General features: G+C 70.2%; 13 protein-coding genes. 5 read left to right on the forward strand and 8 right to left on the reverse strand.

What is annotated here, in order from left to right:
- Positions 1–26: 26 nt before the first annotated feature.
- The 5 genes from C8250_RS29960 (at position 27) to C8250_RS29980 (ending at position 4,663) form a co-directional block, all read left to right on the forward strand.
- Positions 27–578 carry a GNAT family N-acetyltransferase gene (locus tag C8250_RS29960; RefSeq protein WP_244809448.1) on the forward strand — a complete coding sequence of 184 codons (552 nt, stop codon included), beginning with the start codon at positions 27–29 and terminating at the stop codon, positions 576–578.
- A gap of 151 nt (positions 579–729) precedes the next feature.
- Positions 730–1,791, forward strand: coding sequence for a CoA ester lyase (locus C8250_RS29965; RefSeq protein ID WP_138358200.1), 1,062 nt, complete (start codon positions 730–732; stop codon positions 1,789–1,791).
- 5 nt (positions 1,792–1,796) lie between these two features.
- On the forward strand, positions 1,797–2,669 hold the full coding sequence (locus C8250_RS29970) for a CoA ester lyase (protein WP_138358198.1): 873 nt from the start codon (positions 1,797–1,799) through the stop codon (positions 2,667–2,669).
- A 147-nt stretch (positions 2,670–2,816) separates the two neighbouring features.
- The gene (locus tag C8250_RS29975; protein WP_138358196.1) at positions 2,817–4,400 is read left to right on the forward strand and encodes an acyl-CoA carboxylase subunit beta; all 1,584 of its coding nucleotides are present in this window, start codon (positions 2,817–2,819) and stop codon (positions 4,398–4,400) included.
- A gap of 47 nt (positions 4,401–4,447) precedes the next feature.
- Positions 4,448–4,663: an acyl-CoA carboxylase epsilon subunit gene (locus tag C8250_RS29980; protein ID WP_232485260.1), complete on the forward strand. Its 216-nt coding sequence runs from the start codon at positions 4,448–4,450 to the stop codon at positions 4,661–4,663.
- Positions 4,664–4,775: 112 nt separating this feature from the next.
- Here C8250_RS29980 and C8250_RS29985 read toward each other — a convergent pair whose 3' ends face one another.
- The 8 genes from C8250_RS29985 to C8250_RS30020 form a co-directional block, all read right to left on the reverse strand.
- Positions 4,776–5,354, reverse strand: coding sequence for an ATP/GTP-binding protein (locus tag C8250_RS29985; protein WP_138358192.1), 579 nt, complete (start codon positions 5,352–5,354; stop codon positions 4,776–4,778).
- Positions 5,335–5,856 (reverse strand): DUF742 domain-containing protein, encoded by a 522-nt coding sequence (locus tag C8250_RS29990; protein WP_138358190.1) that lies wholly within the window; start codon positions 5,854–5,856, stop codon positions 5,335–5,337. Before C8250_RS29990 ends, C8250_RS29985 begins: the two co-directional genes overlap by 20 nt.
- Positions 5,857–5,968: 112 nt before the next feature.
- Positions 5,969–6,382 (reverse strand): roadblock/LC7 domain-containing protein, encoded by a 414-nt coding sequence (locus C8250_RS29995; RefSeq protein WP_138358230.1) that lies wholly within the window; start codon positions 6,380–6,382, stop codon positions 5,969–5,971.
- A gap of 9 nt (positions 6,383–6,391) precedes the next feature.
- Positions 6,392–9,505 (reverse strand): nitrate- and nitrite sensing domain-containing protein, encoded by a 3,114-nt coding sequence (locus C8250_RS30000; protein ID WP_244809450.1) that lies wholly within the window; start codon positions 9,503–9,505, stop codon positions 6,392–6,394.
- A gap of 393 nt (positions 9,506–9,898) precedes the next feature.
- Positions 9,899–10,453 (reverse strand): ATP/GTP-binding protein, encoded by a 555-nt coding sequence (locus C8250_RS30005; protein WP_138358186.1) that lies wholly within the window; start codon positions 10,451–10,453, stop codon positions 9,899–9,901.
- Between the two features lie 31 nt (positions 10,454–10,484).
- Positions 10,485–10,892: a DUF742 domain-containing protein gene (locus C8250_RS30010; RefSeq protein WP_138358185.1), complete on the reverse strand. Its 408-nt coding sequence runs from the start codon at positions 10,890–10,892 to the stop codon at positions 10,485–10,487.
- Between the two features lie 77 nt (positions 10,893–10,969).
- On the reverse strand, positions 10,970–11,383 hold the full coding sequence (locus tag C8250_RS30015) for a roadblock/LC7 domain-containing protein (RefSeq protein WP_138358229.1): 414 nt from the start codon (positions 11,381–11,383) through the stop codon (positions 10,970–10,972).
- A gap of 9 nt (positions 11,384–11,392) precedes the next feature.
- Positions 11,393–15,202, reverse strand: coding sequence for a nitrate- and nitrite sensing domain-containing protein (locus C8250_RS30020; protein WP_187145033.1), 3,810 nt, complete (start codon positions 15,200–15,202; stop codon positions 11,393–11,395).
- Between the last annotated feature and the right edge of the window lie 122 nt (positions 15,203–15,324).

Below are 15,324 nucleotides of genomic sequence, written 5' to 3' on the forward strand. Positions count from 1 at the left end.
GGGCAGCTTGCTCGTAAGGTGCCCGCGTGACGGATGACAGGACGCAGGACAACACGCCCACCGGCCGGTACAACGGCAGGCTGGAGATCCGGCCCGCGGACATCGGGGACGCGGTTGTCATCGCCGAGATCCACCTGGCGTCACGCGCCGGCACCATGCCGTACCTCCCTCCGCAGCAGCGGAGCCTGGAGGAGGTCGCGTGGTGGGTGGAGAACATCGTGCTCACCGAGGGCCAGGCCTGGGTGGCGGTCGACTCCTACGGCGAGGTGCTCGGCTACGCCGCGCTGGAGGGCGACATGCTGGAGCAGCTGTACCTGCGGCCGGAGGCCCGCCGCCGGGGCGTCGGCTCGGCGCTCCTCGGCGAGGTGCGGCGCAACAGTCCCGACGGCCTGTCGCTGCACGTCTTCCAGGCCAACACCGGCGCCCGCGCGTTCTACGAGCGGCACGGCTTCACCGTCCTGGACACCAACGACGGCAGCCGCAACATGGAGAACCTGCCCGACATGACGATGCGCTGGATTCCCGGCACGGGCACGGGCACGGGTACGGGTACGGGTACGGGTACGGCTACGGAGTAGGGAGCAGGGAGCGTTGGCCAGGGCATACGGCCGGGCTGCTGACACGCGGTGACCAACGGCACACATACTGGCCGGTAACGTGCGGCAGTGGTGGCCGTAGGGTGATCGCCGTACGCTCCTCCCCACCCTCGACCGACATCCGGGAGACCGCATGCGTTCCGCGAAGGACTTCTTCCGCCCGCTGGCCGTAGGGGCTCCGGCCCCGGTACGGGAGGTGCCGTTCCGGCCCTCGCGGATGATCCACTTCTTCGATCCGGGCAACGAGAAGATGGCTGCCAAGGTCCCCTCCATCGCGCCCCAGGTGGACGTGCTGCTGGGCAACCTGGAGGACGCCATCCAGGCCGACCGCAAGGAGGCCGCCCGGAACGGGCTCGTGCAGATCGCCAAGGCGACGGAGTTCGGCGACACCCAGCTGTGGACGCGGATCAACAGCCTGGACTCGCCGTGGGCGCTGGACGACCTGCTCACCCTGGTCACCGAGATCGGCGACAAGCTCGACGTCATCATGGTGCCCAAGGTCGAGGGCGCCGAGGACATCCACTACGTCGACCGGCTGCTGGCGCAGCTGGAGGCGAAGGCCGGCATCACGCGGCCGATCCTGGTGCACGCCATCCTGGAGACCGCGACCGGCGTCGCGAACGTCGAGGAGATCGCCGGCGCCAGTCCCCGGATGCAGGGCATCTCGCTGGGCCCGGCCGACCTGGCCGCCAGCCGCCGGATGAAGACCACCCGGGTCGGCGGTGGCCACCCCGGCTACCTGGTCAGGGAGGACCCGAACCCGTCCGACGCCGACGCCCCGCGCGCCACGTTCCAGCAGGACCTGTGGCACTACACGATCGCCCGCATGGTCGACGCCTGCGCGGCGCACGGGATCCTGCCGTACTACGGGCCCTTCGGCGACATCCGCGACACCCTCGCCTGCGAGGACCAGTTCCGGAACGCCTTCCTGCTCGGCTGCGTCGGCGCCTGGAGCCTGCACCCGGTGCAGATCGCCATTGCCAAGAAGGTCTTCTCGCCCTCCCCGGCCGATGTCGCCTGGGCCCGCAAGGTGATCGACGCGATGGGCGACGGCACCGGCGCCGTCATGATCGACGGCAAGATGCAGGACGACGCGACGTACAAGCAGTGCCTGGTGGTCTCCGAACTGGCCGACACCCTCGCCGCCCGCGACCCCGAGCTCGCCGAGGCGTACGCCGCGGCAGAGAAGGAGTGACGACCATGACGGACAGCACCCTCCGCCCCCGCCGCTCCGTGCTCTACATGCCCGGGGCCAACGAACGCGCGCTGGAGAAGGCCAAGACGCTCCCCACCGACGCGCTCATCCTCGACCTCGAGGACTCCGTGGCGCCGGACGCCAAGGCCGACGCCCGCAAGCGCGTCGCGGCCGCCGCCGCGTCCGGGGAGTACGGCTACCGCGAGGTGACGATCCGGGTCAACGCCCCGGACACCGAATGGCACGCCGACGACCTGCGTGCCGCCGCCGAGGCCGGCCCGGACGCCGTCGTCGTCCCCAAGGTCGACTCCCCGGAGACCGTACGGGCCGTCGAGCGCGCCCTGGAGGCGGCCGGCGCCCCCGACCGCACCGCGATCTGGGCCATGATCGAGACGCCGCAGGCGATGTTCGACGCCCGCGCCATCGCCGCCGCGAGCGAGCGGCTGACCGTCCTGGTGATGGGCACCAACGATCTGGCCAAGGAACTGCACGCCGAGCACGTCCCCGGCCGGGCCCCGCTGCTGACCGGTCTCTCGCTGGCGCTGCTCGCCGCCCGCGCCACCGGCAAGACCATCTTGGACGGTGTCTACAACGACGTGCAGGACCTGGCGGGCTTCGAGGCCGAATGCCTCCAGGGGCGCCAGTTCGGATTCGACGGCAAGACCTTGATCCACCCGAAGCAGCTGGAGCCCTGCAACCGGCTCTTCGCACCCTCCGACGATGCGGTCGCACACTCCCGCCGGATCATCGAAGCCTTCGATCAGGCCACGTCAGAGGGGCGCGGCGTGGTCACGGTCGACGGCCGGATGATCGAGAACCTGCACGTCGAGGACGCCCGCCGGATCCTCGCGCTGGCCGGAGCGGTCGCCGGACGGTAGGGCGAAAGGTACAAAAAACCGGGTCCCGCGTGCCATGCGCGGGGCCCGGTCCTCTTTTGGTTCTGTCGATACCCGCCATGAAGTCGGAGCGGACACTGTACGAAGTGGACCCCCCGTTCGCGGGGGTCCCGCTCGTACTGTCGATACATGAGCTTTCTGGAAGAGGTGCCCGTCGAGGTGAACGACGCTCGCGGGCGCGTGGCCGAGCTTCGCGCGATCCGCGAGCAGGTCCTGCGCGGCCCCAGCGAGCGGGCGACCGAGGCGCAGCGCGCCAAGGGCAAGCTGACCGCACGCGAGAGGATCGCGCTGCTGCTGGACGAGGGCTCCTTCAACGAGGTCGAGCCGCTGCGCCGGCACCGCGCCACGGGCTTCGGCCTGGAGGCGAAGAAGCCGTACACCGACGGTGTCATCACCGGCTGGGGCACCGTCCACGGCCGGACCGTGTTCGTCTACGCCCATGACTTCCGGATCTTCGGCGGCGCGCTCGGCGAGGCGCACGCCACCAAGATCCACAAGATCATGGACATGGCCATCTCCTCGGGCGCCCCGCTGGTGTCGCTGAACGACGGCGCCGGCGCCCGTATCCAGGAGGGCGTCTCGGCGCTCGCCGGCTACGGCGGCATCTTCCAGCGCAACACCCGGGCCTCGGGTGTCATCCCGCAGATCTCCGTGATGCTCGGCCCGTGCGCGGGCGGCGCGGCCTACAGCCCGGCGCTGACCGACTTCGTCTTCATGGTCCGCGAGACCTCGCAGATGTTCATCACGGGACCGGACGTCGTCCAGGCCGTGACCGGCGAGAAGATCTCCCAGAACGGGCTCGGCGGCGCCGACGTCCACTCCGAGGTCTCCGGCGTCTCGCACTTCGCCTACGACGACGAGCAGCACTGCCTCGAAGAGGTCCGCTACCTGCTCTCGCTGCTCCCGCAGAACAACCGGGAGAACCCGCCCGCCACCGAGACCTCCGACCCGGCCGACCGCCGCGGCGACGTCCTGCTGGACCTCGTGCCGGCCGACGGCAACCGCGCGTACGACATGCGCAAGGTCATCGAGGAGATCGTCGACGAGGGCGAGTACCTGGAGATCCACGAGCGGTGGGCCACCAACATCATCGTCGCGCTCTCCCGGCTGGACGGCCAGGTGGTCGGCATCATCGCCAACCAGCCCAACAGCATGGCGGGCGTCCTGGACATCGCGGCGTCCGAAAAGGCCGCGCGTTTCGTCCAGATGTGCGACGCCTTCAACATCCCGCTCATCACTCTCCTGGACGTACCCGGCTTCCTGCCGGGCGTCGACCAGGAGCATGGTGGGATCATCCGGCACGGAGCGAAGCTGCTCTACGCGTACTGCAACGCCACCGTGCCGAGGATCTCGCTGATCCTGCGCAAGGCCTACGGCGGCGCCTACATCGTCATGGACTCCCAGTCCATCGGGGCCGACCTCACGTACGCCTGGCCCACCAACGAGATCGCGGTGATGGGCGCCGAAGGTGCCGCCAATGTCATCTTCCGCAAGCAGATCGCCGAGGCCGACGACCCCGAGGCCATGCGTGCCCGCATGGTCAAGGAGTACAAGGCCGAACTGATGCACCCCTACTACGCCGCGGAACGCGGTTTGGTGGACGACGTCATCGACCCGGCCGAGACCCGCGAGGTGCTCATCCGCTCGCTGGCGATGCTCCGGACCAAGCACGCAGACCTGCCGTCGCGCAAGCACGGCAACCCGCCGCAGTAATGGAGACCACCTTGAGTACTCCCGCCGACACCCTGGCCCCCGACGCTCTGGCCCCCGACACCGTGACCCCGGACACCCTGGTCCGCGTCGAGAAGGGCCACGCCAGCGCCGAGGAGCTCGCGGCTCTCACCGCGGTCCTGCTGGCCCGCGCCGCCGCCAACGGCCACGCCGCCACCAGCTACGAGCAGCCCCGCTCCACGGCCGGCTGGCGCCGCCTGGAGCGCACTCCGGGCTTCCGCAGCTCGCACAGCTGGCAGGGCTGATCCCGCCGGTACGTCCCTGACGTGCCTCAGCACGACAGAAACAGCGCAGAACGACAGAACGCCGGGCGGCCCCCGAAGGGGCCGGCCCGGCGTTTCTCGTTTGGGGGGATCCTCAGCGCAGGCGCGCCATCAGCGCGTGCTCCACCAGGGTGATCAGCGCGGACTTCGCCTCACCGCGGTTGCGGGCGTCCGTGGTGATGATCGGTGCCTCGGGCCCGATCTGCAGGGCCTCGCGCACCTCCTCGGGGCCGTACGGCTGGTGGCCGTCGAAGCCGTTGAGCGCGATCACGAACGGCAGGCCGCTGTTCTCGAAGTAGTCCACGGCCGGGAAACAGTCCGCGAGCCGCCGGGTGTCCACCAGGACGACGGCGCCGATCGCTCCGCGCACCAGGTCGTCCCACATGAACCAGAAGCGGTCCTGGCCCGGGGTACCGAACAGGTACAGGATCAGGTCCTCGTCCAGCGTGATGCGGCCGAAGTCCATCGCCACGGTGGTCGTGGTCTTGTCGGGCGCGTGCGTCAGGTCGTCGATACCGGCCGACGCGGAGGTCATCACAGCTTCGGTGCGCAGCGGGTTGATCTCCGAGACGGCACCGACGAACGTGGTCTTGCCCACGCCGAACCCGCCCGCCACCACGATCTTCGCGGAGGTCGTGGAGCGGGTCGCCCCGTTAGAGCTTGCGAAGTCCACTGAGCACCCTTTCAAGCAATGTCACTTCTGGCTGACCACCCGCGGACTCGTCGCCACCGGGCTGGTGGACGGCGACCAGCCCGGCCTCGGCCAGGTCGGCGACGAGAATACGGGCGACACCGAGAGGGATCGTCAGCAGTGCGGAGATCTCCGCCACCGACTTGATCTCCCGGCAGAGAATGCAGATCCGCTGGTGCTCCGGCAACTGCCCCCGCAACTGCACCGGGTCGGCCGTGGTGCTGACCAGTGCCTCGATGGCGAGCTGGTAGCGCGGCCGGGTCCGGCCCCCGGTCATGGCGTACGGCCGCACCAGCCCGGAAGGGGCCTGGGCGCGCTGCCGGCCGGGCCGTGCCGGTGCCTGCGGCGGATCGTACGGCTGGATCCGGGGCTGGCGGTAGCGCGGCTCGGGGTCAGGAGTCGGAGCCGAGGGGAAGTTGTAACGGTTCAGAGGCGGCTGCTGCTGCTGGCTGCCGTACGGATCTCCGCCTGGTGGCGTTGTCACGGTTCCTCCTCCTGATGAAGGTTGTGGGGGCTGCGTTCCCGCACCCTATGGGTACGGGGACGCGCCCGCACGCCTGTCCGTTAGTTGAGCAGGCACCTAGTTGAGAAGACTGCTAATTGAGCAAACTGCCTTGAAGTTCGGAGCGGAGGTCGGGGGTGAGGACGGTCCCGGTCCGGTCGACCAGCAGGGCCATCTCGTACCCGACGAGGCCGATGTCGCACTCGGGGTGAGCGAGTACGGCCAGCGAACTGCCGTCGGAGACGGACATGATGAAGAGGAATCCGCGTTCCATCTCCACGACCGTCTGGTTGACGCTGCCGCCTTCGAAGATGCGGGAGGCTCCGGCGGTGAGCGAGGTCAGGCCGGAGGCGACGGCGGCGAGCTGGTCGGCGCGGTCACGAGGAAAGCCCTCGGACATCGCGAGCAGCAGGCCGTCGGCGGAGACCACCACCGTGTGGGACACCCCAGGGGTGTTGTCCACGAAGTTGGTGATCAACCAGTTCAGATTCTGTGCCGCCTGGCTCATCGGACTCAACTAACGCTCCTGGTTCTGAGGGCCACCGTAGTGATGGTCGGGGGCCTGGCCGTTCGTGTCAGTTCCCGCAGTGCGTCCCTGCTGGACGCCACGGCGCAGATTGCTCAGCCGGCCGCGGACGTCCTCCGGCGCGCGGGAGACCTGTGGGCCGCCCTGCGGAGTCTGCTGTGCGGTACCCGCGACCAGGTTGGCCTTGGGTACTCGACGGGGCAGGCCGGAGGGGGTTACCCCACCCGCCTTGGGTTCGCGGACCTGTTCGGCCCGCTGCCAGTGCTGGTCGTTCTGGGAACGCCAGTCGGTCTCGGCCTCTTCCGGCGCTTGTTCCGGCTCCGGATCGGGCTGGGGGACCGGCTGGACCGCCGGCTCCGCCGCCACCTGGTCCGGTTGCGGCCACTGCCGGTCGCGGCGTGGCAGGCCGGCATCCGTCAGCGAGGGGGAGCCTACGCTCTCCGGCGCCCCGAAGGGGGCCCCGGGAACGGAATCCGGCGCCTGCTGATCCTGCTGGGCGACGGGCTGCGCCCAGTCGTCCAGCACGGGTGGGACGGGAGCTCCGGAAGGTGCGGGCTGGACCGGGAAGTCCTGCTGCCACTCCGGCTCGTAGGACGACGGCTGCTGGTACGCGGGCTGCGCACCGTACGGGTCGCCCTGACCGTTGTACTCCGGCTGGCCGGCGAAGTCCTGCCCGCCGAAGTCCTGCCCCTGGAAGTCCTGCGCCGGGTAGCCCTGGCCCTGGAAGTCCTGGCCCGGGGCGTAGCCGCCGTCGTACTGCGGCTCGTACCCCTGCTGGTCCTGCTGTCCCCGCTGCCGCGGGATGTCGTCGCCGAACATCGCGACGTCCTCCGGCCGTTCCGAGGCCGAGGCCTCCAGTTGGGCACGGCGCTCCTCGCGCTGCAGCGAGCGGCCGACGGGGTCGAGCTGCCCGGGGGCGCCGGAGGCCGTGAACGCGGACTCGTCCGACCGCTCGTACTGGGAGTCGTCGAAGCCCAGCTCGGCGGCGGTCGGCTGGTAGCCGAACTCGGCGGTCGAGTGCTCGGGGACGATGCGCGACACGGTGAAGTCCGAATCGTCGTCCTCGGGCAGCTGGTCCTCGCCGCCACCACCGTGGGTGATCGGCTCCGGGAGCATGACGAGCGAGGTGGTGCCGGCCTGCTCGCCCGAGGGGCGCAGCTGGACGCGGACACCGTGCCGGTCGGCGAGCCGGCCGACCACGAACAGGCCCATCCGCTGGGAGATCGCGACGTCCACGGTCGGCGGGTCGGCCAGCTTGTGGTTGATGTCGGCGAAGTCCTCGGCGGTCAGGCCGATGCCCTTGTCGTGGATCTCGACCATGACGCGGCCGTCCGGCAGCCGGGTCGCGGTGACCCGCACCTTGGTCTGCGGCGAGGAGAACGTGGTGGCGTTCTCCAGCAGCTCGGCCAGCAGGTGCACGAGGTCGGTCACGGCGGTGCCGTGGATTTCCGTCTCCGGTATCCCGACCAGCTCGATGCGCTCGTACGCCTCCACCTCGGAGGCCGCCGCGCGCAGCACGTCGACGAGCGGGACCGGCTGGTTCCAGCGGCGGCCCGGCTCCTCGCCGGCGAGGACCAGCAGGTTCTCGCCGTTGCGCCGCATACGGGTGGCGAGGTGGTCCATCTTGAACAGGTTCTCGAGCTGGTCCGGGTCCGCCTCGTTGTTCTCCAGCTCGGTGATCAGCGTGAGCTGTCGCTGGATGAGGCCCTGGTTCCGGCGCGAGAGGTTGGTGAAGATCGCGTTGACGTTGCCCCGCAGCAGAGCCTGCTCGGCGGCGAGCCGCACGGCCTCGCGGTGCACCTGGTCGAAGGCGCGGGCGACCTCGCCGATCTCGTCGTGGCTGGTGATCGGGATCGGCTGGACCGTGGTGTCCACCCGGCCCGGGTCGGTGCGCGACAGCTGGTCGACCAGCCCCGGCAGCCGCTGTTCGGCGACGTCGAAGGCGGCGTTGCGCAGCTTGCGCATGCTGCGGCTCATGTTGCGCGCCATCATGCCCGCGATGATGAAGGCGACGATCAGGGCGAGGACGACGATGGCCGCGTTGATGATCGCGTCGGTCTTGGCGCTGGAGGAGATGGTCTCGGCGTCGCCCACGGCCGTTTCTGCGAGGTTCTGCTCGACGGTCCGGTACGCGTCGAAGGCGAGCGTGTTGCTGGCGAACCAGCTCTCCGGGGTGATGCCCTCGGCGCGGAGCTCCTTGGCCGACTTGTCCGAGGCGATCTCGGCGACCATCTTCTCGATGCCCGGCGGGGGCACGAACGTCTGACCGGCCTGCTCGGCCTGCGCGGCGGCGGCCGTGAGCTGCTCCTTGCCCTTCTTCTCCGCGGCGGCCTGGGCGTCCTTCAGGTGCTGGGCGTCGGCGGGGGTACCGCCGCCGCTGTACTCCTGGAGCGCGATGCCCTGCAGGTAGAGGTACGAGGTGAGGGCGGTCTGCTGGAGCTTCTTCTCCCTGGCCGGCACCTGGCCCTCGACCAGGATGTGCATGCCGATGGAGCGGCTCAGCGACTCGGCGGCCTTGGCCAGCGAGATGGCGTAGAGGGTGCGGCCGTAGCTGGTGATGTTCCCGGTGCCGAGGTTCAGCTCGTTGGAGAGTTCCATCAGCGGGTGCTGCACGCTGACGTACGCCTCTTCGGTCTGCTTGTCGGGCAGCTGCCGGGTGTAGGCGGCCTTGCGGATGGTCTGCAGGCGGGGCTCCGCCTTGCGGAAGCCCTCCACGCGGCGCTCCAGGGAGGCGGAGGCGGGCATCTGGTCGACGGCTTCGTTGAAGACCTGGGCGGCGGCGTCGGTGGCCGCGTAGGCCCCTGTCACCACCGGGTCGTCCCGCCTGCCCTGCACCAGGGGAACGACCGTGACGTCACGTTCGTTGATCAAGGCGTGGCTGTAGCCGGCCGCCGCGCGCACCAGGATGGCGGTGCGCTTGGCGGCGTCCGCCTGCTGCCAGGTGTGCACGGAGTTCTGCACGGTGAAGCCGCCCATGACGAGGGCGACGAGTACCGGGATGAGGAGGATGGCGTTCAGCCTGGTGGCCACCCGCCAGTTGCGCACCGCGAAACGGCTGCCGGACCCGGCAGGCTCCGGGGTGGCGACAGCGGTCGCGTCGGGCACGCCCTCGTACCGCTGGGGCGGTGTGAAATTGCCCCGGGGGCCATCCGCGGAGCCCGGCTCTGCTCGCCTCGTGTCCCTCACTTGACCAACAACCTCTCGGCGACAACACAGCAAAGTGCCGTTACTACTCTCGGGTTCTGCGAATTTCAGCACGTCATGGGGGTAGTAGCCAAACGTCGTACAAAGTGCAACGAACACTCGAACACGTTGACATAAATAGGGCATAAGCTCTTTGGGGTGCCAAATCGCACGACTGGTATCACCGCAACGGAACCAGTCGAGCGCGGGGGGTGTTCGCCACCCGTCGATTCTCTGTCGAAACGTTATGAACGCAAGAACCGGCCGTGTCAAATGACACAGCCGGTCCTGGGGACAACTGGCAACCATGAAGGCTTACTTGAGTCGAGCCAGCAATGCGTGCTCCACGAGCGTGATCAACGCGCTCTTCGCCTCGCCGCGGTGGCGGGCGTCCGTGGTGATGATCGGAGCCTCGGGCCCGATCTGCAGCGCCTCGCGTACTTCCTCCGGCCGGTAGGGCTGGTGGCCCTCGAAACCGTTGAGGGCGACGACGAACGGCAGGCCGCTGTTCTCGAAGTAGTCCACGGCCGGGAAACAGTCCGCCAGCCTGCGGGTGTCGACCAGCACGACGGCGCCGATCGCGCCCCGCACCAGGTCGTCCCACATGAACCAGAAGCGGTCCTGGCCCGGCGTACCGAACAGGTACAGGATCAGGTCGTCATCGAGGGTGATTCGGCCGAAGTCCATCGCCACCGTGGTGGTCGTCTTGTCCTGGACGTGGCTGAGGTCGTCGATCCCGGCCGACGCGGAGGTCATGACGGCCTCCGTGCGCAGCGGGTTGATCTCCGAGACCGCGCCGACGAACGTGGTCTTGCCCACGCCGAAGCCGCCCGCCACCACGATCTTGGCCGAGGTGGTGGACCGGGCCACAGGCGGGCCGTAAGCCGCCTGCGGTTGCGGTCTAGAGCTTGCGAAGTCCACTGAGCACCCTTTCGAGCAGTGTCACATCAGGCTGTCCGCCGGCCTCGCCACTGCCCGGCTGGTGGATAGCGACCATGCCGGCCTCGGCGAGGTCGGCCACGAGAATGCGGGCCACGCCGAGCGGGAATCCCAGCAGCGCGGAGATCTCCGCGACCGACTTGATCTCCCGGCAGAGGTGGCAGATCCGCTGGTGTTCGGGGAGCAGCCCCTGGTACTGGCCCGCATCGGCCGTGGTGCTGACCAGCGCCTCGATGGCGAGCTGGTAGCGCGGCCGGGTACGGCCACCGGTCATGGCGTACGGCCGCACCAGCGGCTGGTCGCCTTCATCCCCGTACGGCGCGTGGTGGGACGCGCCGTACGGGCCCGGCGAGGCGGGTGGCGGGGTCATGAGGGTCCTCCGTGTCCGGGCAAAACGGTCTCGGTGCAGGAAGTACGCATCGTGCGGTGAAAACGTGATCAGAGCAGTCAGTGCATCAGGCTGCCCTGGAGTTCGGAGCGGAGGTCGGGGGTGAGGACGGTCCCGGTCCGGTCGACCAGCAGGGCCATCTCGTACCCGACGAGGCCGATGTCGCACTCGGGGTGAGCGAGTACGGCGATCGAGGAACCCTCGGAGACGGACATGAGGAAGAGGAATCCGCGTTCCATCTCCACGACCGTCTGGTTGACGGCGCCGCCTTCGAAGATGCGGGAGGCTCCGGCGGTGAGCGAGGTCAGGCCGGAGGCGACGGCGGCGAGCTGGTCGGCGCGGTCACGAGGGAAACCCTCGGACATCGCGAGCAGCAGGCCGTCGGCGGAGACCACCACCGTGTGGGACACCCCAGGGGTGTTGTCCACGAAGTTGGTGATCAACCAGTTCAGATTCTGTGCCGCCTGGCTCATCGCACTCAACTATCGCTCCTGGTTATTCGTGCCGAAGCCCCGGCCGTCGGTGTTGCCATTGCCTGCCTCGCGGCCCTGCTGGATGCCACGCCGGAGGTTCGTCAGCCGGCCGCGCACATCGTCGGGCGCCCGGGAGACCTGAGGACCGCCCTGCGGCGCCTGCTGGGGGGTTGCCCCGCCTGCGACCAGGTTGGCCTTGGGTACCCGGCGCGGCAGACCGGAGGGAGTGACCCCGCCCGCCGACGGCTCGCGGACCTGTTCGGCCCGCTGCCGGAGTTCGTCGTTGGGAGAGGTGCGCCAGTTCGGCGTCTCCCGGGGCGCCGGCTGGGTCGGCTGGGCCGGAGTGACCGGCCGCGCCTGGACCGGAGCCGGTGCGGGCTGTTCGGCCCGGGCCCGCTGGGGCTGCTGCTGCGGCTGGGCCGGCGGCGTCTGCCGGGGCTGCGGAGCGGGACGGGCCGGAGCCGCGGGCGCGGCGGCGGTGGGAGCGGCGGGCGCCGCCCGTTCCACGTGCACCTGCTGCATCCGCTCGGCCTGACCGGTACGGAACCAGTCGGACTCCATCGTTGCGAAGATCGGCGTGGGCTCGTCACCGCGCGGCGGGGCCGGCGGCAGTGCCATCGGCTCGTTGACCGGCGGCAGTTGCGGCTCGACGCCGCGGTTCGGCTGCCGGTTGGCCTGCTGTGGGTAACCCTGCTGCTGATTGCCCTGCTGGCCGTTCTGCGACGGCTGGCCCTGCTGCGGCGGCCGGTTCCCGTTGAACCCGCCCGCGGCCGGAGGCCCGCCGCGCTGCGGCAGACCCTGGGCCGGGACGTTCTGGCCCGGGTACGGCTCGGTCAGCGACCGGTCGCCCGCCGGGGGAGTGCCGACCACCGGGAACTGCCCGGTGTCGGTCCGGCCGTCGGGGTAGCCGGGGCCGGCCTGCTGCCGGCCGGCCGGCAGCGGGAACTCGCCGGTACCGCTGTTGTCGGGCTGCGCGGGGCGCTGGAACTCACCCGTGGACTCCGGCTGGTACCCGTCGGGGCGAGCCCCGCCGCGTACCGGGGCCGGGCCCGGTGCTCCGCCGAAGACGTCGGAACGGAAGCCGCCGGGGCCCGCGTCCTGCGCGGTGGGCGCGGGGTACGGGTTGTTCGTCGGGGAGAACGGGTCGCCGAGCGGCAGACCGGCGTCCTGCCGGGAGCCGGCACCCGGGTTCGGGCGCTGGTAGTCGCCCCGCGGCTGCGGCTGCTGCGGTGCCGGGCGTGAGCCGGGCGGCGGGCCGTCGAAGTCGGGGCGCTCGAACCTGGCGGTGGACTCCACGTCCTCGTGGCCGCGCGGAGCGTCCATCGCCGGGCCGCGGTCGGCCGGAGCGGGGAAGCCCTGCTGCGGGTTCCCGCTGCGCTGCGGCTGGCCCTGCGGGGGCTGGCCGCCCTGCGCCCAGCTCGGTCCGGACGGCTGCGGCTGGCCCTGCGGCTGGCCGTTGTGCTGGCCGCCGCGCCGGGTGCCGGTGCCGCCCTGGCCACCGAGGCCGGGGCCGCCGCCGGAGTTCAGCGCCGGGCGCTGCCCGCCGCCCGCGACCTGGCCGCGCTGCGGCGGTAGAAAGCCGACCTGTCCCGCGGGACCGGCGGGGGCACCGAAGGCGTTGGTGGCGGGGGCGCCGGGGCCGTTGGGCGTACCGGGCATGCCCGTCGCGATCGGGCCGCGCTTGCCTGCGGCCGCGTTCTTGGCGTTCTGGCCGCCCTGCGTGACGTCCACCGGCAGCATGACGAGCGCGGTGGTGCCGCCGGAGTCCGACGGGCGCAGCTGGATGCGGATGCCGTGTCGCAGGGACAGCCGGCCGACCACGAACAGGCCCATGCGGCGGGAGACCGAGACGTCCACGGTCGGCGGGTTCGCGAGCCGCTCGTTGATGTCCGACAGGTCCTCGGGCGAGAGCCCGATGCCGGTGTCGTGGATCTCGATGAGCACCCGGCCGTCCGGCAGCGCGTGGCCGGTGACCTTCACCTTGGTCTGCGGGGAGGAGAACGAGGTGGCGTTCTCCAGCAGCTCGGCGAGCAGGTGGACGAGGTCGTTGACGATACGGCCGGTGACCTCGGCGGCGGGCACCGAGGTGAGCTCGATGCGCTCGTACTGCTCCACCTCGGAGGCGGCGGCACGGAGCACGTCGACCAGCGGGACCGGGCGGGTCCAGCGGCGGCCCGGCTCCTCACCGGCGAGGACGAGGAGGTTCTCGCCGTTCCGGCGCATACGGGTCGCGAGGTGGTCGAGCTTGAAGAGGCTGGACAGCTGGTCCGGGTCCTGCTCGCGGCTCTCCAGCTCGGAGATGAGCGAGAGCTGGCGCTGGATGAGGCCCTGGCTGCGGCGCGAGAGGTTGGTGAACATCGCGTTGACGTTGCCTCGCAGGAGCGCCTGCTCGGCGGCGAGCCGGACGGCCTCGCTGTGGACCTCGTCGAACGCGCGGGCGACCTGGCCGATCTCGTCCCGGCTGTGGATACCGATCGAGACGACGGACGTGTCGACGTCCTGCGGGTCGGACTCCGACAGCTGCTTGACCAGCTCGGGCAGCCGCTTCTGGGCGACGTCCTGGGCGGTCTCCTGCAGCCGGCGCAGGGAGCGGATCATCGAGCGGGCCACGATGAAGGCGCCGACGACGGCGACACCGAGGACGATCAGGATGATCGCACCGTCGATGATCGCCTGGCGCTGGGCCTCGCCCCGCAGCTTGAGGGCCTGCTGCTGCATCTCGTTGAGCAGCGACCGCTCGATGTTGGTCATCGCCTGGATCTTGCTCCGGGCGGCGTCGTCCCAGTCGCGGTAGGTGGCTCCGGTGGCCTGGAAGGTGTTGATGCCGCCCTTGGAGTTCAGGATCCGGGTGGCGTTGGTGTCGTGGTTCTTGATCGTGTCGTTGCCGCCCTCGAGGGGGGCCATCAGCTCGACGGAGTCGGCGCCGCCGTAGATCTTCCCGAACCGGGTCAGCGCGGTCTTCTCGGACTGCGCGGCGGCCTTCGCGTACTGCCAGTCGTTCTCCGAGAGCGTGACGCCGCCCTGCGGGGCGAGCGCGGCGCTGATCACCGCGCGCTGGATGGATTCGAACTCCTTGGCGGAGGAGAACGCGGCCAGCGCGCGGGTGCTGCGGATCATTTCCTGGTTGCTGGTCGCCTGCGCCATGTCCTGGGACAGCGAGAGCAGCGACTGGATCAGCGAGTCGTACTTGTTGACCGTCAGCGCGATGTACTGCGGCTGCTGGTAGGCCTGGTCACGGATCTCGTTGATGCTGCCGAGCTGCTGCTCGATCGCGAGCAGGGTGGAGCGGACACCGACGAAGACCTGGTCGTTCGGGTCGACGTCGTCGGTGGTGCTCTGGAAGAGCTTGCGGTAACGGTCGGTCGTCTCCCGGGAGGCGCCGACGGCGTCGTCGCTCTTGCCGGTGCCGGAGGACATCGGTCCCGCGGAGCGGTCCCGTTCCTCCTGCAGCGCGCCGGCGAGGTCGGTCGCGTGCTCGGTGATCTCGGTGAGCTGCTTCATGTGCTCGAGCTGGGCGATGTTGTCCAGCGAGCTGGAGATACGCAGCGCACCGAGCGAGGTGGCCGCGACCACCGGCAGGGCGAGCAGAGAGATCAGACGGGTGCTGATCCTCCAGTTGCGCATGGCTATTCGGGGGCCTGGCTTACCGACACCGCCCGTGATCCGGCCGGCGTCGATGCCGCTGTGCGTGCTTGAGCGTCCGGCGGCCGCGGTGTTCACGGCGTCGTCGGATCGCTGCGGCGACGGACCGCTGTTGGCTCCGCCGGGCTGCTCCGGGTCGCCCGCAGCGCCGCTGTCCCTCTTGAAACGTCCCTGCACTAGCGTCGCAACCTCTGGACCAGGCGTCCCCCGCATGTGCGGCGGGACGGTGTCGAGTCATGGGGGCCCCGGTGATCCCGGAGTAGGGATGACCGACGATGCCCTTCACCGCCACTCGATGC

This window comes from Streptomyces sp. So13.3 (genome assembly GCF_005860785.2).
Classification (GTDB): domain Bacteria; phylum Actinomycetota; class Actinomycetes; order Streptomycetales; family Streptomycetaceae; genus Actinacidiphila; species Actinacidiphila fildesensis.

Coding starts and splice junctions, on each gene's coding strand:
- C8250_RS29965 (WP_138358200.1), top strand. CDS start 730: ATGCGTTCCGCGAAGGACTTCTTCCGCCCGCTGGCCGTAGGGGCTCCG.
- C8250_RS29970 (WP_138358198.1), top strand. CDS start 1,797: ATGACGGACAGCACCCTCCGCCCCCGCCGCTCCGTGCTCTACATGCCC.
- C8250_RS29975 (WP_138358196.1), top strand. CDS start 2,817: ATGAGCTTTCTGGAAGAGGTGCCCGTCGAGGTGAACGACGCTCGCGGG.
- C8250_RS29995 (WP_138358230.1), bottom strand. CDS start 6,382: ATGAGCCAGGCGGCACAGAATCTGAACTGGTTGATCACCAACTTCGTG.
- C8250_RS30010 (WP_138358185.1), bottom strand. CDS start 10,892: ATGACCCCGCCACCCGCCTCGCCGGGCCCGTACGGCGCGTCCCACCAC.
- C8250_RS30015 (WP_138358229.1), bottom strand. CDS start 11,383: ATGAGCCAGGCGGCACAGAATCTGAACTGGTTGATCACCAACTTCGTG.